12 protein-coding genes are annotated in these 15661 nt (G+C 60.6%); 6 read left to right on the forward strand and 6 right to left on the reverse strand.

Translation table 11 applies throughout. The annotated features are described in order from the left end of the window. Positions 1 to 365 precede the first annotated feature (365 nt). On the reverse strand, positions 366 to 1334 hold the full coding sequence (locus AC6I6H_RS19425; protein WP_497955775.1) for a sugar phosphate isomerase/epimerase family protein: 969 nt from the start codon (positions 1332 to 1334) through the stop codon (positions 366 to 368). A 414-nt stretch (positions 1335 to 1748) separates the two neighbouring features. Beyond that, positions 1749 to 2714, reverse strand: coding sequence for a diacylglycerol/lipid kinase family protein (locus AC6I6H_RS19430; protein ID WP_497955777.1), 966 nt, complete (start codon positions 2712 to 2714; stop codon positions 1749 to 1751). A 179-nt stretch (positions 2715 to 2893) separates the two neighbouring features. Here AC6I6H_RS19430 and AC6I6H_RS19435 point away from each other — a divergent pair, with 179 nt between their 5' ends. Both AC6I6H_RS19435 and AC6I6H_RS19440 read left to right on the forward strand, forming a co-directional pair. Then, on the forward strand, positions 2894 to 5536 hold the full coding sequence (locus tag AC6I6H_RS19435) for a U32 family peptidase (RefSeq protein WP_497955780.1): 2643 nt from the start codon (positions 2894 to 2896) through the stop codon (positions 5534 to 5536). 277 nt (positions 5537 to 5813) lie between these two features. After that, positions 5814 to 7001, forward strand: coding sequence for an ArnT family glycosyltransferase (locus tag AC6I6H_RS19440; RefSeq protein ID WP_497955782.1), 1188 nt, complete (start codon positions 5814 to 5816; stop codon positions 6999 to 7001). Positions 7002 to 7159: 158 nt separating this feature from the next. Here the strand turns inward: AC6I6H_RS19440 and AC6I6H_RS19445 are convergent, their stop codons facing one another. Continuing rightward, the gene (locus tag AC6I6H_RS19445; RefSeq protein ID WP_497955784.1) at positions 7160 to 7357 is read right to left on the reverse strand and encodes a hypothetical protein; all 198 of its coding nucleotides are present in this window, start codon (positions 7355 to 7357) and stop codon (positions 7160 to 7162) included. Next, entirely contained in the window at positions 7339 to 7956 is a 618-nt protein-coding gene (locus AC6I6H_RS19450; protein ID WP_497955785.1) for a DUF2087 domain-containing protein, read from the reverse strand. Before AC6I6H_RS19450 ends, AC6I6H_RS19445 begins: the two co-directional genes overlap by 19 nt. A gap of 357 nt (positions 7957 to 8313) precedes the next feature. Here AC6I6H_RS19450 and AC6I6H_RS19455 point away from each other — a divergent pair, with 357 nt between their 5' ends. The 4 genes from AC6I6H_RS19455 to AC6I6H_RS19470 are packed head-to-tail and all read left to right on the forward strand — an operon-like array spanning position 8314 to position 12646. Next, a complete protein-coding gene (locus AC6I6H_RS19455) occupies positions 8314 to 9582 on the forward strand; it encodes an ABC transporter ATP-binding protein (protein ID WP_497955786.1) in 1269 nt (422 codons plus the stop codon). Further along, positions 9575 to 10282, forward strand: a complete 708-nt coding sequence (locus AC6I6H_RS19460) for an ABC-2 transporter permease (protein ID WP_497955789.1) — start codon at positions 9575 to 9577, stop codon at positions 10280 to 10282. Before AC6I6H_RS19455 ends, AC6I6H_RS19460 begins: the two co-directional genes overlap by 8 nt. Before the next feature lie 13 nt (positions 10283 to 10295). Further along, positions 10296 to 11693 carry a GldG family protein gene (locus AC6I6H_RS19465; protein ID WP_497955790.1) on the forward strand — a complete coding sequence of 466 codons (1398 nt, stop codon included), beginning with the start codon at positions 10296 to 10298 and terminating at the stop codon, positions 11691 to 11693. Continuing rightward, positions 11690 to 12646 (forward strand): DUF4340 domain-containing protein, encoded by a 957-nt coding sequence (locus AC6I6H_RS19470; protein WP_497955793.1) that lies wholly within the window; start codon positions 11690 to 11692, stop codon positions 12644 to 12646. The genes AC6I6H_RS19465 and AC6I6H_RS19470 overlap by 4 nt, the downstream gene beginning before the upstream one ends. A gap of 941 nt (positions 12647 to 13587) precedes the next feature. On the opposite strand, the gene AC6I6H_RS19475 is transcribed toward AC6I6H_RS19470, so the two are convergent. Together AC6I6H_RS19475 and AC6I6H_RS19480 are read right to left on the reverse strand one after the other, a co-directional pair. After that, positions 13588 to 14628: an NADH:flavin oxidoreductase gene (locus AC6I6H_RS19475; protein WP_497955795.1), complete on the reverse strand. Its 1041-nt coding sequence runs from the start codon at positions 14626 to 14628 to the stop codon at positions 13588 to 13590. Between the two features lie 208 nt (positions 14629 to 14836). Next, complete coding sequence (locus tag AC6I6H_RS19480; RefSeq protein ID WP_497955798.1) at positions 14837 to 15418, reverse strand: TetR/AcrR family transcriptional regulator; 582 nt, start codon at positions 15416 to 15418, stop codon at positions 14837 to 14839. Positions 15419 to 15661 lie beyond the last annotated feature (243 nt).

The following is a 15661-nucleotide window of genomic DNA, read 5'->3' on the forward strand; positions in this document are numbered from 1 at the left end:
TCTTACAGGCACCATGTAAGTTTTTTTGCAAGTCTACTGCAAAAATGGCTGATAAAGCTATGATTAGGTGCTTTTATGCACTTACTATCCTTCAAAGCGAGCGAGAGGCACCCGGAAAGTTGGGGGGGACGGGTCTTCGCCGATCGTTTGCCGGCGGACGGCCGCAAACTTTTTTCAACCTACGATATCGAAGGGGGCAAGCCTGTCTGCCGTGGATTTGGGTGAGGAATACAGAAGACGTCTGCTGATCAGGGGCCGCCTTTCTTTTTTATTGCCAACTATATTGGGGGGATCGAAGACGACAAAAAGAAAGAGCGAACGGAATGCAAAGGTGCACTCCATCCGCTCATCCAATCATTTTGTGCTTACACCCACCACATTTCTCCGAGCGGCTCACGGATCAGCACTTGCTGAAGGTTGGCGACCGCTTTGGAGAAGCCTTCGTCGACCGACATCAGGCCGTCTTCGTGCTCGATGCTGACGACGTAGTCATAGCCGACCAGGCGCAGGGCGCTCATGATGTCCGCCCAGACCTTCATGTCGTGGCCGAAGCCCACGGAACGGAACTGCCAGGCGCGGTCCTGCATCATCGTGTAGGACTGCATATCTGTCACGCCATGACGGTTGACATTGACCGGATCGATGGAAGCGTCCTTTGCGTGGAAGTGGTGAATGGCGCCCGCTTTGCCAAGAATGAGGATGGCCTGCACCGGGTCGATGCCCTGCCACCACATATGGCTCGGGTCCAGGTTGGCCCCGATGGCTTCGCCGGCCGCGTCGCGCAGACGCAGAAGCGTAGCAGGGGTATGTACGGAAAATCCGCCGTGCAGCTCAAGGCCGATTTTGATGCCGCGTTCGGTCGCGTATTTGCCGATTTCGGTCCAGTAGGGAATGACTTTCTTTTCCCACTGCCAGGCCAGGATTTCGGAGAAGTCGTTCGGCCAGGGAGCGACCGGCCAGTTCGGGTACTTGGCGTCCTCGTGGTCGCCGGGGCAGCCGGAGAACGTGTTGACAACCGGAACGCCCAGCTTCTGGGCCAGGTCGATCGTCTTGCGGATCAGCTCGTCCGCTTCTTTGGCGATCGCTTTTTGCGGGTGCAGCGGGTTGCTGTGGCAGCTGAGCGCGCTGATGAACAGGTTGCGGGAATCGAGCGCATGCTTGAACGCATTCAACTTGGCTTCGTCATTCAGAAGCTGGTCCGGGTCGCAGTGGGCGTTGCCGGGGTAGCCGCCGGTTCCGATTTCAATGGCATCGAGGCCTTTGGCGGCGATGTAATCCAGAGCCTCTTCGAACGGTTTTTGCGCGAAGAGAGGGTTGAAAACGCCGAGTTTCATGGTGACACCTCCATAGGATTAACGCCTGACAAGTCATCAGGGCATGGAATCTCATTTGAAATTATACCACTGTTTTTTGAAAAAAACAGGAGAGCGCTTCCGGCCGCACCGCCCGTCCGCAACAGGCGGCGCCCCGCAGGGAAGCCTGCGGGGCGCGTGCATGAAAGGGAGCGGCGGGAGGGCCGGCGGACCGCAAGCCCGGGGGCAGGTCGGCGGACCGCAGGCCGAGTGCGGTCGGCGGATCGTAAGCCCGAGCACAGGCCGACGGGCTGCAAGCTCGCTGTAGCCCGGCGGATCGTAGGCCGAGCGCAGTCAGGCGGGCCATAAGCCCGAAAGCAAATCCGGCTGCTCGTTGGGCCGCTCAGCGGCGGGACGAAAGAACGTCGGCAAGCGATTCCGGCCGCGTTCCGGTGCTCAGCCGGCGGTGCGTGCCGTGCCCGGCTTCAGCACGGGCAGCGCGCCGGGAAGCACCTCGATGCGGAGCAGCGCTTCCCCGGCCGGGTCGCCGTCGGCCTGAACGGCGAGCGGCGCTTCGGGCGTGATCGTCACCGTCCGCCCGGCAAAAAACCGCACCGCCGGGTGATGCCGGTGGCGGCCGGAGAAGACGAGCGGAAACAGCCGCAAGAGCTTCCAGCGGCCGATCCCGTACGCGACGCAAACGGAAGCCAGCCCGTCGCTCGGAACCGCGTCCGGGCAAATCATCAGACCGCCGCCGTAATAAGGCGTGTTTGCGACCGCGACCAGCCAGACGCCGCGGAACCCGGTTTCCCGGCCGTCGACGTTGACCTTGAGCGGCTGGGGCCGGTACGTCAGCAGCACGCGGATCACGGAGATTACGTAAGCCAGCTTCCCGGCCCCGAGTCGGTTGAGCCAGCGCTTGTAGGAGGCCGCGTTGGTCGTGAGCGCCACCTGCCCGTCAAAGCCGCAGCTCACGGAGCTGACGGCGAGCCGCGAGCCCAGACGGAGCAGGTCGATCGCTTCGGGCGCGCGCGCTTCCGTGAGCGCGTCGAGCAGAAAGGCGAGCGCCTGCTCGGGCCGGACCGGGATGCCGTGGCCGCGGGCAAAGTCGTTGCCCGAGCCGGCCGGAACACAGCCGAAGGCGCAGGCGTTGTCCGGCTCGCCGCCGCCCCTTCGCTTTTGCAGCGCCCGGTAAAACCCGCCCGCGGCTTCATTGACCGTCCCGTCTCCGCCCACGGCGACCACCGCGCGGTATCCGCCCGCCAGCACCATCTCCTCGGCCCAGACCGAGGCGTCGTCCGGTCCCTTCGTATGACGAACCGCATAGGCGGTGCCCCGCTCAGCCAGAAGGGACTCCAGCTTGCGCCATATTTTCATGCCCCGGCCGTTGCCGGATACCGGATTGACCAAAAAACCGATCATGGCTCCCCTGCTCTCTGAATTGCATTTTCCTGTTAGATACCTCACACCATATTCAACGCCGTACCGGTTCATTCCTGCCGCATTTTCACCCGCCGCCGCTTTTCTTCTTATCTTCTGTCTCCGTTTCTGGTAAACTGAAGGATGCGGGTGATCCGCATCACATTTAAGCTGGAGGGAACATGAAACCGATCAAAAAGGAAGACATTGAGCTCCTGTCGCCGGCCGGAGATTGGGATTGCCTGCGGGCCGCCGTGGCGAACGGCGCGGACGCGGTTTATTTTGGCGTGGAGAAATTCAACGCGCGGGCGAGAGCGGGCAATTTTCGCACGGACGAGCTGCCGGACATCATGTCTTTTTTACATTTGTATGGCGTGAAGGGCTTTTTGACCGTTAATATATTGATTTTTGAAAATGAGCTGGAGGATGCGGCTGCGCTGGTGAACGCCTGCGTGGAAGCGGGAGTGGACGCGGTTATTGTGCAGGACCTCGGGCTGGTGCGGCTGATTCGCGAAATTTCGCCGGATTTTCCGATTCACGGGTCGACCCAGATGACGGTAACGTCGCCGGAGGCTGTGGAGTTTACCAAGCCGTACAACATTGAACGGGTCGTGCTTGGGCGGGAAAACAACCTGCGCCAGATCAAAACGATCGGGGAGCACGCCAAGCAGCCGATGGAGGTGTTCGTGCACGGGGCGCTGTGCGTGTCGTATTCCGGCCAATGCCTGACCTCGGAGATGTGGGGCGGGCGGTCCGCCAACCGGGGCGAATGCGCCCAGGCGTGCCGGCTGCCGTACGACCTGCTGGTGGATGGCGTGCATCAGCCGATGGGAGATGTGGCGTATCTGCTGTCTCCGAAGGATCTGGCCGCGATTGAGCTCGTGCCGGAGCTGATCGAAGCGGGCGTGACGTCGTTCAAAATCGAAGGCCGGATGAAAAGCCCGGAGTATGTGGCGAACGTGACCGCCAAGTACCGCGCCGCCATCGACCGGTATTTCGCCGGGCAGGACCACAAGCCGTCCCGGGAGGAAATGCGGGAGCTGCAGCAGAGCTTTTCGCGCGGCTTTACGTACGGCTTCCTGAAAGGCACGAACAACAAGACCCTGGTGGAAGGAACGTTTCCGAAAAGCCGGGGCGTGTTCCTCGGACGCGTGAAGGAAGTGCTGCGGGACGCGGTTGTGTGCGAGCTGGAGGCGCCGCTGAAGCGCGGCGACGGGATCGTGTTCGACGCGGGCGATCCGACGCAAAAGGAAGAAGGCGGACGCGTCTACGACCTGCGGCGCAAAGGGAAAAAGCTGGAGGGGGAAGCCCCCGGCGGCATGATCGAAATTGTGCCGGGGAGAAGCGACGTGAACCTCGGCCGCGTGCATCCCGGCGACCGGATCTGGAAGACGAGCGACCCGCATCTGGACAAGCGGCTGCGCCAGACGTTCGAGACGGACAAGCCGTACCGGACGTTCCCCGTCACCGTCAAAGCGGTCGGCGCGGCGGGCGGCCCGCTGAAGACTTGGTGGACGGACGTCCGGGAAGGGCGGACGATCCGCCTCGATTCGGAGGAGCTGCTGGAGCCCGCGCTGAAGCGGCCGATGGACGAGGCGCTGCTCGCGGAGCAGTTCGGGCGGCTCGGCGGCACGGTGTTTGAGCTCGCGGGGCTTACGGCTGCGCTTGCGGGCGACCTCATCCTGCCGATGCGCGAGCTGAACCGGCTGCGCCGCGAGGCGGCGGAGCGGCTGGCCGAAGCCCGGCGCGTGCCGCGCGTGTATACGCGGCACGGTGAAGCCGGCGCGGAGGCGGACGGCGCGGAAGCCGAAACATCGGCGCGTGAAGCAGCGGCTCGCGCGGCAGAGCCGAGCCTTGCAGCGGGCGAAACCGCCCGGCTGCGCGGCGGCGACGCAGCGGACGCCGCGCTCGCGGTAGCGGCAGACGGCGCCGTCACGGCTTTCCCCGCCGCCTCGCCGGCCCGCCCGGAGCTGACGGCGCTCTGCCGCAGCCTGCCGCAGGTGCACGCCGCGCTTGCGGCGGGCGTGGGCTTCGTTTACGCCGACTTCGAGTTCATCAAGCAGTTTCCGGCGGCGGTGGAAGCGGTCCGGGCGGCGGGCAAGCGCATTGCGCTTGTCACCCCGCGCATTCACATGCCCGGAGAGAACGGCTTCTTCCGCAACATCCGGCGGCTGAACCCGGACGCGGTGCTGGTGCGCAACACCGGCGCGGTCTACGACTTCCTGAAGGACCGCCAGCTCAATCCGGATGGTCCGCACCCCGAGCTGATCGGCGATTTCTCGCTGAACGTCGCCAATCACATGACGGCGGCGCTGTTCCTGGAAGCGGGACTGGACCGGCTGACGCCCTCGTACGACCTGAACATCCAGCAGATGGTCGATCTGCTGGAGCGGGCGGACACGTCGCGAATCGAGCTGGTGCTGCATCAGCATCTTCCGATGTACCATACGGAGCACTGCGTGTACTGCACCTTCATGAGCGAAGGCACCGACTACACCAACTGCGGCCGCCCCTGCGAGGAAAAACGGGCTTCGCTCCGCGACCGGATCGGCATGTCCCATCCGGTGCGGGTCGACGAAGGCTGCCGCAACACCGTCTACAACGCGATCGAGCAGTCGGGGGCAGAATACCTGCCGAACTTCCTCGGGCTTGGCGTATGCCGCTTCCGCGTCGAGTTTCTGGAGGAGACGCCGGAAAAGGTGCGCGAGGTTATCGGCCTGTACCGGGACGCGATAGACGGACGGATCACCGGAACCAAGGTGTGGAAAACGCTGAAGGCAACCAACCAGCTCGGCGTCACCCGGGGCCAGTTGATCAAAAAATAACCCGCGCTGCCGAACCCCGGCGGCCAAACCGGAAAAGCCGGGCGCAAAGGCCGACGGCACACAATGACGATCAAAAAGCCGCTTAGCAGACGGATTTCAAAGCCGCTGCGGCGGCTTTTTGGCTTTTTGGGACATGACTGGAAGCTGCGACCGCTGCCCGGGCGGTTGTGCCCTTCTTGCACCCTCTGGAAAAAGCACCCTATCTTTCTTTTGTGCGCCCATGCTATCCTTAGGACGAGGAAGGTTGGAAATTTTCGCATGGAAGGAACGAAAACGCTTGAAACGAACCCGGATCCGTCATTTTTATCCCGCGCTTATCGCCGTTTTGGCCGTTCTCGCGCTGGTTCTCCGATTGGCTTACGTGATGGCTGGAGACGCCCCCAAGCTTTCCCACGACGAAAAGAATTACTCCGAGCAGGCCGTCCGGCTGATCGAAAAAGGCGTCTATTCGTACATCGGCGAGGAGCCGAACGCCCGGGTGACGCCGGGCTACCCGCTTTTTGTCACCGCCGTGTTCAAGGCCGTTGGAACGGGCTCGGCCGAAGCGGCGCTTCAGGCGGTTCGTTATGTCCAGTGCCTGGTCGGCGCGGCGGCGGTGGTTTTGATGTACCTGCTCGGCCGGGAGCTGTTCCGCCGGGAAACGGGGGCGGTGGCTGCGGCAATCGTCGCCTTTTACCCGACGTACATCTGGTCGCCCCGGTCTGTCACGACGGAGACGCTGTTCCTCACCGTATTTCTCGCGATGCTTTACGCCCAGGCACGCATTTTGCGAACCAACCGCCCGCGCGACCACATCGCCGCCGGCTTGCTGCTCGCGGCCGTCGTGCTGATCCGGCCGAATGTGCTGCCGCTCGCCATTGTGCCGTACGTGATCCTGTGGCTGCGCGACCGCAAGCCCTATGCAAAGGAAGCGGTGCTTGGCGCGTTCTCCTTTGCGCTTCTGATGCTTCCCTGGTGGGTGCGGAACGCCGTCACGTTTCACGAATTCATTTTTACGGCGAAGGGCGGCCTCGGCAATCCCTTCCTGGCCGGAACGGACCCGTATTTCCGGGGGACGCTGGACGTCAGCGGCATTACCAAGGACGAGCAGTTTAGCGAAGGCGTAAGGCGAATCAAAGAAGGGCTCCGGGAGGACCCCTGGCTGTGGATCCGCTGGTTCACCGTGGGCAAATTCATGGAGCTGTTCCGCACGCCCAGGCTGACGCTGCCCGGTCCTTTTTCCGCCGTCTTTACCGTGCTGCATCTGGTGTTTGCCTGGGTAGGCTGGCTCTGCCTGCTCACCTTCCGCAACTGGCCGATTCGCTTCCTGACGTTTGGGCTGCTGCTCTTCCTGGCCGTGCACCTGATGTTTGTTCCCGTCCAGCGCTACAGCTATGGCATGTATCCGTACCTGATGCTGGGCTTCGCCTATGCGGCGACCGCGCTTTGGGCCCGATTCCGGAGGACTCGCGCTCGCGCCGCGTAACACAGGACATTGGAGGCGGATTGCGGAGCGCTTCGCTCCATACATCCATTCACGTTTTGACCCTCTGTTTGCATCAAAACGTAAAGAAGCCGTCCGGGCACCGCAGTCGCGTGAGCCGGACGGCTTCTTTTTCATTTCCTGCACAATCGCACCCGACCTCATCGGGCCAGGGGCAAGATTTGCTCGTACACCCGCACCCGTTTGCCGTCCCGGTATGCTTTCTCCTCCACCGGAACAAAGCCCAGCCGGCTCCAGAACGAATGCGCGGGCGCGTTCTCCAGGATGACGCCGAGCCGCAGGCGTTCGATCCCCCTGCACAGCGGATGCTCCGGTTCTTTTAACGAAGCTCCTCCCACTTCGCCCACATTTCGCGCGGGTTCAACTCGTACACGCCATTTTCCCGGTACATGAACTGATGCATGATAAGCTCCCGCCGCAGCGTGGCAAAGTCCGGATGGCGGGGCTTCAGAAACGCGTTGATTTCCGCCTCGGGATAGCGCCGTCCAGGCTCCAGTTCTTCGGCCAAGGCCTCCAGCACGACCAGCTTCTTTTTCAGCTGGGCGGGGATGTGCTTCAGCCTGCCGCCCTCCGCGACAAAGTTTTTCAGCACCGAAGCTTTCCATTCGGCTTTCGCCCGCATGGTTTCCATACCTGATCCCTCCCCGGTTTCGTTCGTTTTATCGCCCCCGCAAATGAGCCGGATGGTGTCGGACGCCCCGGCCCGCAGCAGAGGATCGTACAGCGAAAAGTAAATCGTGTTCCGCTCCCGCCGTTCCCGGATCAGTCCGGCCGCCCGCAGCTTTGCCGCATGGTGGGTCACCGTAGGGGGGCTGACGGCCAGCTTTTCGGCCAGCTCCTGCCCGCTGATTTCTCCCTCGGCCAGCAGGCGCAGCATGCGGAGCCGCGTCGGATCGGCGAGTGCTTTATGGTAAGCGACGAGTTTATCCAGCTGCATGAGGCTGCCCCTTTCGTGTTCTAATTAAACATCTATCTAATTGGGATCATAACAGGAAGGACTGAATTAAACAAGTGGCTAATTAGTCATATTTTTAATTTTTATTGAAAAAGGATGCCATTCGTTTGCTCGTTCGGCTGGATGGGCATTTGAAACCGTTGCTGTGAGCACCAACAATTATGTCACAATTTAGACACATTTTTTTAAGCTGGATTTCATCTTGCTTTAATCGTAGTTTATTCTTGCTTTTTTAGAATAACTGACAGATGTTCCCGGCTGGCGGCCCGATGGCCCGAGACCGGGAACGGCCGGGTTAACCGGCGAATCGAATACATAAAAGCGTAAGGGGGAGCGGCATTGCTTGAGGTCAAAGGCGTAAGCAAGCTGTATGCGAACCGCCGCGGCGTTCAGGAAATCGACTTTTCCATGAGCCGCGGGGAGATCGTCGGGTTTCTCGGGCCCAACGGCGCGGGCAAAACGACGACAATGCGGATGATCACGGGCTACCTCAATCCGTCGGCGGGCCAGATTCTCGTGGACGGGTTGGACATGGCCCAGCATCCCAAAAAGGCGCGGCGCAAAATCGGCTATTTGCCGGAAACGCCGCCACTGTACCCGGACATGCGGGTGCGGGATTATTTGAAATTCGTCGCGGACCTGCGCGATGTTCCGGTGAAACGGCAAAAAAGCCGGATCGCCGAGGTCGTCGCCCTGCTTGGGCTGGAGGGCCGGGAAGGGCAGGTCATTCGCGGGCTGTCCAAGGGATACAAGCAGCGTCTCGGGCTGGCCCAGGCGATCCTGCACGAGCCGGATCTGCTGGTGCTCGACGAGCCCACTTCGGGCCTGGACCCGAAGCAAATCATTGAAATCCGGCGGCTCATCCGGGAGCTGGGCGAAAAGCACACGGTGCTGCTCAGCACGCACATTCTGCCGGAGGTGAACAGCATCTGCAACCGGGTGCTGATCATTAACCAAGGCCAGATCGTGATGGACGGCCATCCGGACGATCTGGCCGGGTCGCTTGCCGAGAACTTTGAGGTCAGCCTGGAAGTCAAGGGGCCGCAGGACGCGGTGGTACGCGGGCTGGAAAGCGTCTCCGGGGTTGCGGCTGTTGCGGTGCTTGGCTCCGGCAGCGTTCCGGCGCCGGAGCAGGGCCGGCTGCCCGTCGGGGCCGGGGCGGCTGGAACAGGCACAGCGGAGGCGCCGCTGTCCTCGGGGACTCCGGCGGCGGAGGCAAACGCTGCGGCGGCCGAAGCGCCCGCAGGAGACGATGGTGCGGATGCGGCGTCTTCCGCCGCTTCCGCCCCGGCGCAGCCCGCGAGCGCTCTCACCGTTCAGGTGAAGGTAACGGCAAACGGCCGGACGGATTTGCGCGAAGCGATCTTTTTCCGCATGGCCGAGCTGGGGCTGCCGATTCTCGACATGCGCAAGCTTTCGCTCAGCCTGGAGGATATCTTCCTGAAGCTCACCACGGTCGAGCCGGGCGAAGGCGCGGCGGCAACGGACGCTTCTTCCGGCGCCCAGGGCCAAGCCGCTGCCGGGCCCGCAACGGCCCCGGCCGAAGAGGGGGGCGCCGGCGAAGCGGCGGTCTCCGCCAACGCAAAGGAGGATAACCGCGATGCGTAGAACCATGGCCATCTGCCGCAAGGAGCTGCAGATGTACTTTTACTCCCCCACCGCTTACGTGGCGTTTGCGTTTTATTTTCTGGTGACGGGCTTCTTTTTCAGCATGGATTTTCTGAACAACCAGACGGTCGACATCCGCCCGCTATTCAGCAACTTCATGATCGTCTATCTGCTCGTCATTCCGCTTTTGACCATGCGGCTCGTCTCCGACGAGCTGCGCCAGGGCACGGATGAAATGCTGCTGACCTCGCCCGCCGGGCTCGGGGAAATTGTGTTCGGCAAATATCTGGCGGCTGTCGTCGTGCAACTGCTGCTTACGGGCGGGGCGCTCGTGTACCCGCTGATCATGTCGCAGCACGGCAGCCTCGACCAGCCGGTGCTTTGGTTGTCCTACCTGAGCATGTTCCTGCTCGGGGCCGCCATGATGGCCGTCGGGCTGTTCGCCTCGACTCTCAGCGCGCATCAGATGGTCGCCGGGATCGCGGCGTTCGCCATGCTGATCATTTTGTGGATGATCGACTGGCTGGGCGGCCTGATTCCGGGCAGCTCGGAATGGATTGCGCTGTTCTCGATCGGAGCCCGAACCGTTAACATGCAGCGCGGCTTGCTGGACTGGACGGACGTCGCCTTTTACCTAACATTTATCGCGATGTTCATTGTGTTCAGCATTCAGGCGCTGGAACGAAAACGCTGGAGATAAGGAGGCCAATTCCGTGAAAAAATGGTTAAGAGGCGCCAACGCCACTGTGCTGACGGCCGCCGTTCTCGGCCTGTTCGTTTTGCTCACGGTGCTCCTTCACTCCGTGACCGGGCTCCAGTGGGACCTTACCGCAGGCAAAAAATTCACCCTCGCCGACCAAACCGTCACCGCCCTGAATAGCCTGGACCAAGACGTCGACGTCATCGCCTTCACCTATCCGGGCCTGGACTATTACAACCGGCAGGTCAGCGATCTGCTGCAGGAGTACAGCAAGCGCAACGGCAAGCTGAGCTTCCGCGAGGTCGATCCGAAAAAGCAGCCGTCGCTCGCCGAACAATACCAGATCGAGCAGTACGGTACCATCGTGTTTGAGAGCGGGGAGAAGAAAAAAACGCTCACCTACAACGACATTTTCGGCTACGGCGCGGACCAGACAACCTTTCAGTTCACCGGGGAAGAAAAGTTTACCCAGGCGCTCCTCGGTCTGACCTCCGGAGAGGCGAAAAAGATTTATTTTCTGACCGGGCATGGAGAGCTTAGTCTTTCGACAGCCAGTGCGCTTGCGGCCGGGCTTCAGAATGAAAACTACACCGTCAGCGACCTGAACCTGATGCGGGACGCCAAAATCCCGGATGACGCCGCCGCGGTGTTCGTTCTGTCGCCCCAGCAGGACATTACGGAGGCCGAAGCCAAGCTGCTGGACGAGTATGTTGCGGGCAGCGGCAAGCTGGTCTTCACGGTCGGCCTGACCGATCAGATGGACACGTGGAAAAACTGGGACGCGATCCTCGCCAAGCTCGGCGTCAAGAACACCCAGGCACTGGCGGTCGAGAAGCAGCAGTCGCTCAGCACCGATCCGCTGACCATCGTGGCGAGCTACGGTTACCACGACATCACCACGAAGCTGAACGAGCAGGATCGCGTCACGATCCTTCCGGCAGCTATCGCGCTTCAGAAGGACGAAGCCGTCCAGGATTACACCGCTACGGCGCTGCTTCAAACGACGGCGGACGGCTACGGCAAAACCAATCTGAAGGAGCTGCTGTCCAAGCAGCTGACCGAAAGCGACATCGCCAAGGCGAGCGGAGACCTGGAGGGGCCGCTGGACCTTGCGTACGCAGTCGAGGATAAGGACGGCAGAGCAAAAGCGGTCGTGATCGGAAACGGGCTGTTCGTGCAGGACCAATATTTTGAGCAGCAGGGCAACAAAGACTTTTTGCTGAACAGCGTCGCCTGGCTGCAGGGCGAGGAGTCGTCTCTGACGATCCGGCCCCGCGAGGAAGCGCAGCTGCAGCAGGTTTACCTTACGCCCGGCCAAAGCAACGGAGTGTTTATTTTCACCATCGTCGTCATTCCGGCCTTGTTCCTGCTGGCGGGCGGCGCGGTTTGGTGGAGGAGGCGAAAAGGATGAAACGGCTGGCGCTCACCCTGGCGCTGGTGCTGCTCTGCGCCGGAGGATTTTGGTACGCATCGGCCCAAGGGCTGTTTCAAAAAGACGACACGGACACGCCGAAGCCGCTTTTTGCGGCGGAAAGCGCGGCGATTGCGGGCATCGAAATCGAGCGGGGCGGAGAAACGGTTGCGCTCAAGCGGGAAGGCGAGGCCTGGAGCATGGAGAAGCCGGAGGCGTATCCGGTGAATTCGTATACGCCGGATAGCTGGACCTCGCTTTTCTCGGGGATTGCCTATACGTCGGTGATAGAAGAAAATCCGTCCGATCTGGCGGTTTACGGCCTGGATCAGCCGGCGGCCCGCTACCGGGCCGTGCTGGCGGACGGCACGGAGCAGGAGCTGCTGGTCGGCCGCCCCCTGCCGGTGGCCGGCAGCACGTACGTGCAGGTGAAAGGGGAGGCGGCCGTTTACGAGGCCAGCGACACGGAGCTTGACGGACTTGCCAAAACTGCGTTTGATTTCATGGATTCGCAGGCGGTGGATTCCGAGTACAGCAAAATTTCCGCCGTTGTTTTGACCTGGAAGGGCGAGTCGTGGGAGCTGACCAAAAACGAGCCGGAAAAGCCCGCTTACGAAAGCGCCTGGAAAATGGGCGCGGATGAGCTGAAGGCGGAGGAGGGCACCGCCATCCTCGACAAGCTGACCGGCATTTACACGGATCAGCTGGTCAAAGCGGCGCCGGCTTCGCCGCCCGCGGAGCCCGAGCTGACCATCGCGATCACGGAGGAGAGCGGCGGCCAGAAAACGGAAGCGGTGTTCTTTGGCAAGGTGAACGGAGAGCTGACCGAGCTGACCAAGCAGGGCGGGAAGTGGACGTACACCGTAAAGACCTCGGACATTCAGGCGCTGTACGATATCGGCAGGAACAAGGGCAAGACGGACAGCGAAGCGAGCGCTACGGCAACGCCCTAGGCGCCGGGTCCGGAAGGCTGCGAAGGCGGCGCTTTTCCTACGCCGGATGGGCCGCTAACGTACCGTTCCATGCTAGATGTTGTGCACCGCCAACCCTGGATGGTGAATGATGCGAAAGCGGCGCTTTTCTCGCGCTAGATGTGGCGTACCGCCGACACCGGTTATTGATTGATGAGAAAGCACCGTCTTTCCCTCCGCCTGATATGGCACATTGCCAACTGCCAACGCCGAATGGCGAATGATGCGAATGTGCATCATTTTATGGACCAAAGGAAGGGTTGGAGTGGAAAATGTTGCGGATGTGCATCATTTTCAGCTTTTTGGCGGCCATCGGGCCCAGAGCAAAGAAATATCCTGCACAATTGCAGCATTTTGGGGAAACGGACTCCGATGCTCGAAAAAATCCTGCATTTTTGCAGGATTAGGGGGAGCCGACCGGAAGCGGCATTCCAACAAACGGCCAGAAGCTCCAGAAGCCGGAAGCTTCAGAAAACCCTCATCTCCGCAGCGGAGAGGACGGCCAGCGAACGCACCGCCTTTCCCTCCGCCTGATATGGCACATTGCCAACTGCCAACGCCGAATGGCGAATGATGCGAATGTGCATCATTTTATGGACCAAAGGAAGGGTTGGAGTGGAAAATGTTGCGGATGTGCATCATTTTCAGCTTTTTGGCGGCCATCGGGCCCAGAGCAAAGAAATATCCTGCACAATTGCAGCATTTTGGGGAAACGGACTCCGATGCTCGAAAAAATCCTGCATTTTTGCAGGATTAGGGGGAGCCGACCGGAAGCCGGCATTCCAACAAACGGCCAGAAGCTCCAGAAGCCGGTAATCCATCAAACAGCCGGAAGCCCCAGAAGCCGGAAGCTCCAGAAAAAACCCTCATCTCCGCAGCGGAGATGAGGGTTTTGCACGTCCGGTTCTTTTTACGCGGGTTACTTAACGAAGCGTCTGGAGGGCGTCCGGGGAGAAGGGAACCCATTCGTCCAACCGGCCTTCGCGGACCTTGCTGGCCCATTCCGGGTCCGCCAGCAGCGCGCGGCCCACGGCGATCAGGTCGAACTCCCCGCGGGCAAGCCTTTCGGCCAGCTCATCGATTCCGGTATGGCCTGCGCCTTTTCCTTCGGTAAAAAGCGTCATGAAATCGCGGTCCAGGGAAACCGAACCGACGGTAATGGTCGGTTTGCCGGTCAGTTTTTTCGTCCAGCCGGCCAGATTCAAATCCGAGCCCTCAAATTCGGGCTCCCAGAACCGGCGCGTGGAGCAGTGGAAAATATCGACGCCGGCCTCGACCAGCGGCTGCAGAAACTGCTCCAGCAATTCGGGCGTTTCGGCCAGCTTGGCGGTATAGTCGCTCGACTTCCATTGCGAAAAACGCAGCACAATCGGGAAATCCGGCCCTACGGCCCGTCGGCAGGCCGAGATGACCTCCACCGCAAAACGCGTCCGCGCCAGCATGTCGCCGCCGTAAGCATCCGCACGCTTGTTGGTTTCTTTCCAGAAAAATTGATCGATTAAATACCCGTGGGCGCCATGAAGCTCAATGCCGTCAAAGCCGGCCCGCTTGGCTTCCAGAGCGGCATCCGCGAAGGCCTGAACAATGCCGACAATTTCCGCTTCCGAATAATCGTTTACGTGGCCCCGGGCCCCCATGTGCCAAATTTGCGGAATGATCTTTCCGCCCGCTTCGTGCACGGCAGATACGACATTCGCCCAGCCTTTTAACGCGGCTTCGCCGTAAATGTGAGGGACGTTGGCCTGGTTCGAGGCATCCGGATGATGAATCACCGTGCCTTCGGTCACGATCAGGCCGACTTCGTTTTCGGCCCGGCGGCGGTAATAATCGGCCACATCGGTGCCCGGCACGCCGTCCGGGGAAAACTGTCGGGTCATCGGCGCCATGACAACACGGTTAGCCAAAGAGAGCGTTCCCGCCGTGAACGGTTTAAACAAGGCTTCCACAGTTTTTGAAGCATCCATCTTTTTTCTACCTCCCGAAAATAAGGTTTTATGCACATGGCTATTATGTAAAAGGCTCCCGCGAAAAAGGCGGAACAGCTGCAGGATGAAACAAGGGTCAGGAAGAAATTGCCAGCCAGGGTAATGATGCTCTTGCGGCGGACCACCTCCTCCATTTCTTTGTGGAAGTTCGTTTTTGACCATGCGGTCAAAAAAATCGCAAAAAAAATCAAGGGACCAGCATGGCAAAAGAGGTGTGCAAAACCGCCTCGATCTGTTCCCGGGAAGCACCCGATTTTTCCAGCACCCGCGTGCCGAGAAGAGCGTTGTTCAGATAAGCGGCCAGCTCCTTGCCGGTTTGCCGGGTCGTAATTTCCCCCTGCTCCTGCCCGTCGCGGATGATGGTTTCGAGAATGTGTTCCGCCTTCGCCAGCATGACCCCGGCTTCGATGGCGACATCCTCGTCATCGGTGCCGAATTCGAGCATGGAATTCACGGCGAGGCAGCCTCTTCGGGCGGTTCCGGCGCATTGGGAAAGCTGGGCGTCGCGGATGCGTGCAAGCTTCTCCGAGGAAGGAATATCCTGCGCGGCCAATTCCTCCAGGCTTGCGATGCTTTGCTCGGCGTACATGGCCAATGCTTTCAGAAATAGCGTCCGCTTGTCTTTGAAGACGCCGTATAAGCTTTGTTTTTTCACTTGTGTTGTGCGGGTGATGTCTTCAAAGGAAGTCGCCTTGAACCCTTTCGCCCAAAACACTTCCATCGCCTGGTGCAAGGTGCGGTCGACATCAAATTCTCTGGGTCTGCTCATGGGGGGAGCATACCAATTATTGACTTCGTGGTCAAGAATAAATTTCCTGTACACTTGCAAAAAGGCCGGGGAAGGCTGAAAGGGTGGAACCGAGCCCTGCCTGCAAGTGGAGCAGACTCGCAAAATGAACGGGGATGACTCAGTTGTACAGGGGGCCTGGAGAGTTCTGTCCGCAAGTATAGCAGGCTTGCAAGCGGCCGGAGAGTGCTCTGCCCGCAAGGGGAACCGAGAAAGCGGCGGAGC

The sequence above is a fragment of the Gorillibacterium sp. sgz306347 genome, from assembly GCF_059735245.1.

What these genes read in the sequence shown, in the direction of transcription:
- AC6I6H_RS19475 (WP_497955795.1), bottom strand. Translation starts at nt 14,628, where the DNA reads ATGGATGCTTCAAAAACTGTGGAAGCCTTGTTTAAACCGTTCACGGCG.
- AC6I6H_RS19450 (WP_497955785.1), bottom strand. Translation starts at nt 7,956, where the DNA reads ATGCAGCTGGATAAACTCGTCGCTTACCATAAAGCACTCGCCGATCCG.
- AC6I6H_RS19430 (WP_497955777.1), bottom strand. Translation starts at nt 2,714, where the DNA reads ATGATCGGTTTTTTGGTCAATCCGGTATCCGGCAACGGCCGGGGCATG.
- AC6I6H_RS19480 (WP_497955798.1), bottom strand. Translation starts at nt 15,418, where the DNA reads ATGAGCAGACCCAGAGAATTTGATGTCGACCGCACCTTGCACCAGGCG.
- AC6I6H_RS19435 (WP_497955780.1), top strand. Translation starts at nt 2,894, where the DNA reads ATGAAACCGATCAAAAAGGAAGACATTGAGCTCCTGTCGCCGGCCGGA.
- AC6I6H_RS19460 (WP_497955789.1), top strand. Translation starts at nt 9,575, where the DNA reads ATGCGTAGAACCATGGCCATCTGCCGCAAGGAGCTGCAGATGTACTTT.
- AC6I6H_RS19470 (WP_497955793.1), top strand. Translation starts at nt 11,690, where the DNA reads ATGAAACGGCTGGCGCTCACCCTGGCGCTGGTGCTGCTCTGCGCCGGA.
- AC6I6H_RS19425 (WP_497955775.1), bottom strand. Translation starts at nt 1,334, where the DNA reads ATGAAACTCGGCGTTTTCAACCCTCTCTTCGCGCAAAAACCGTTCGAA.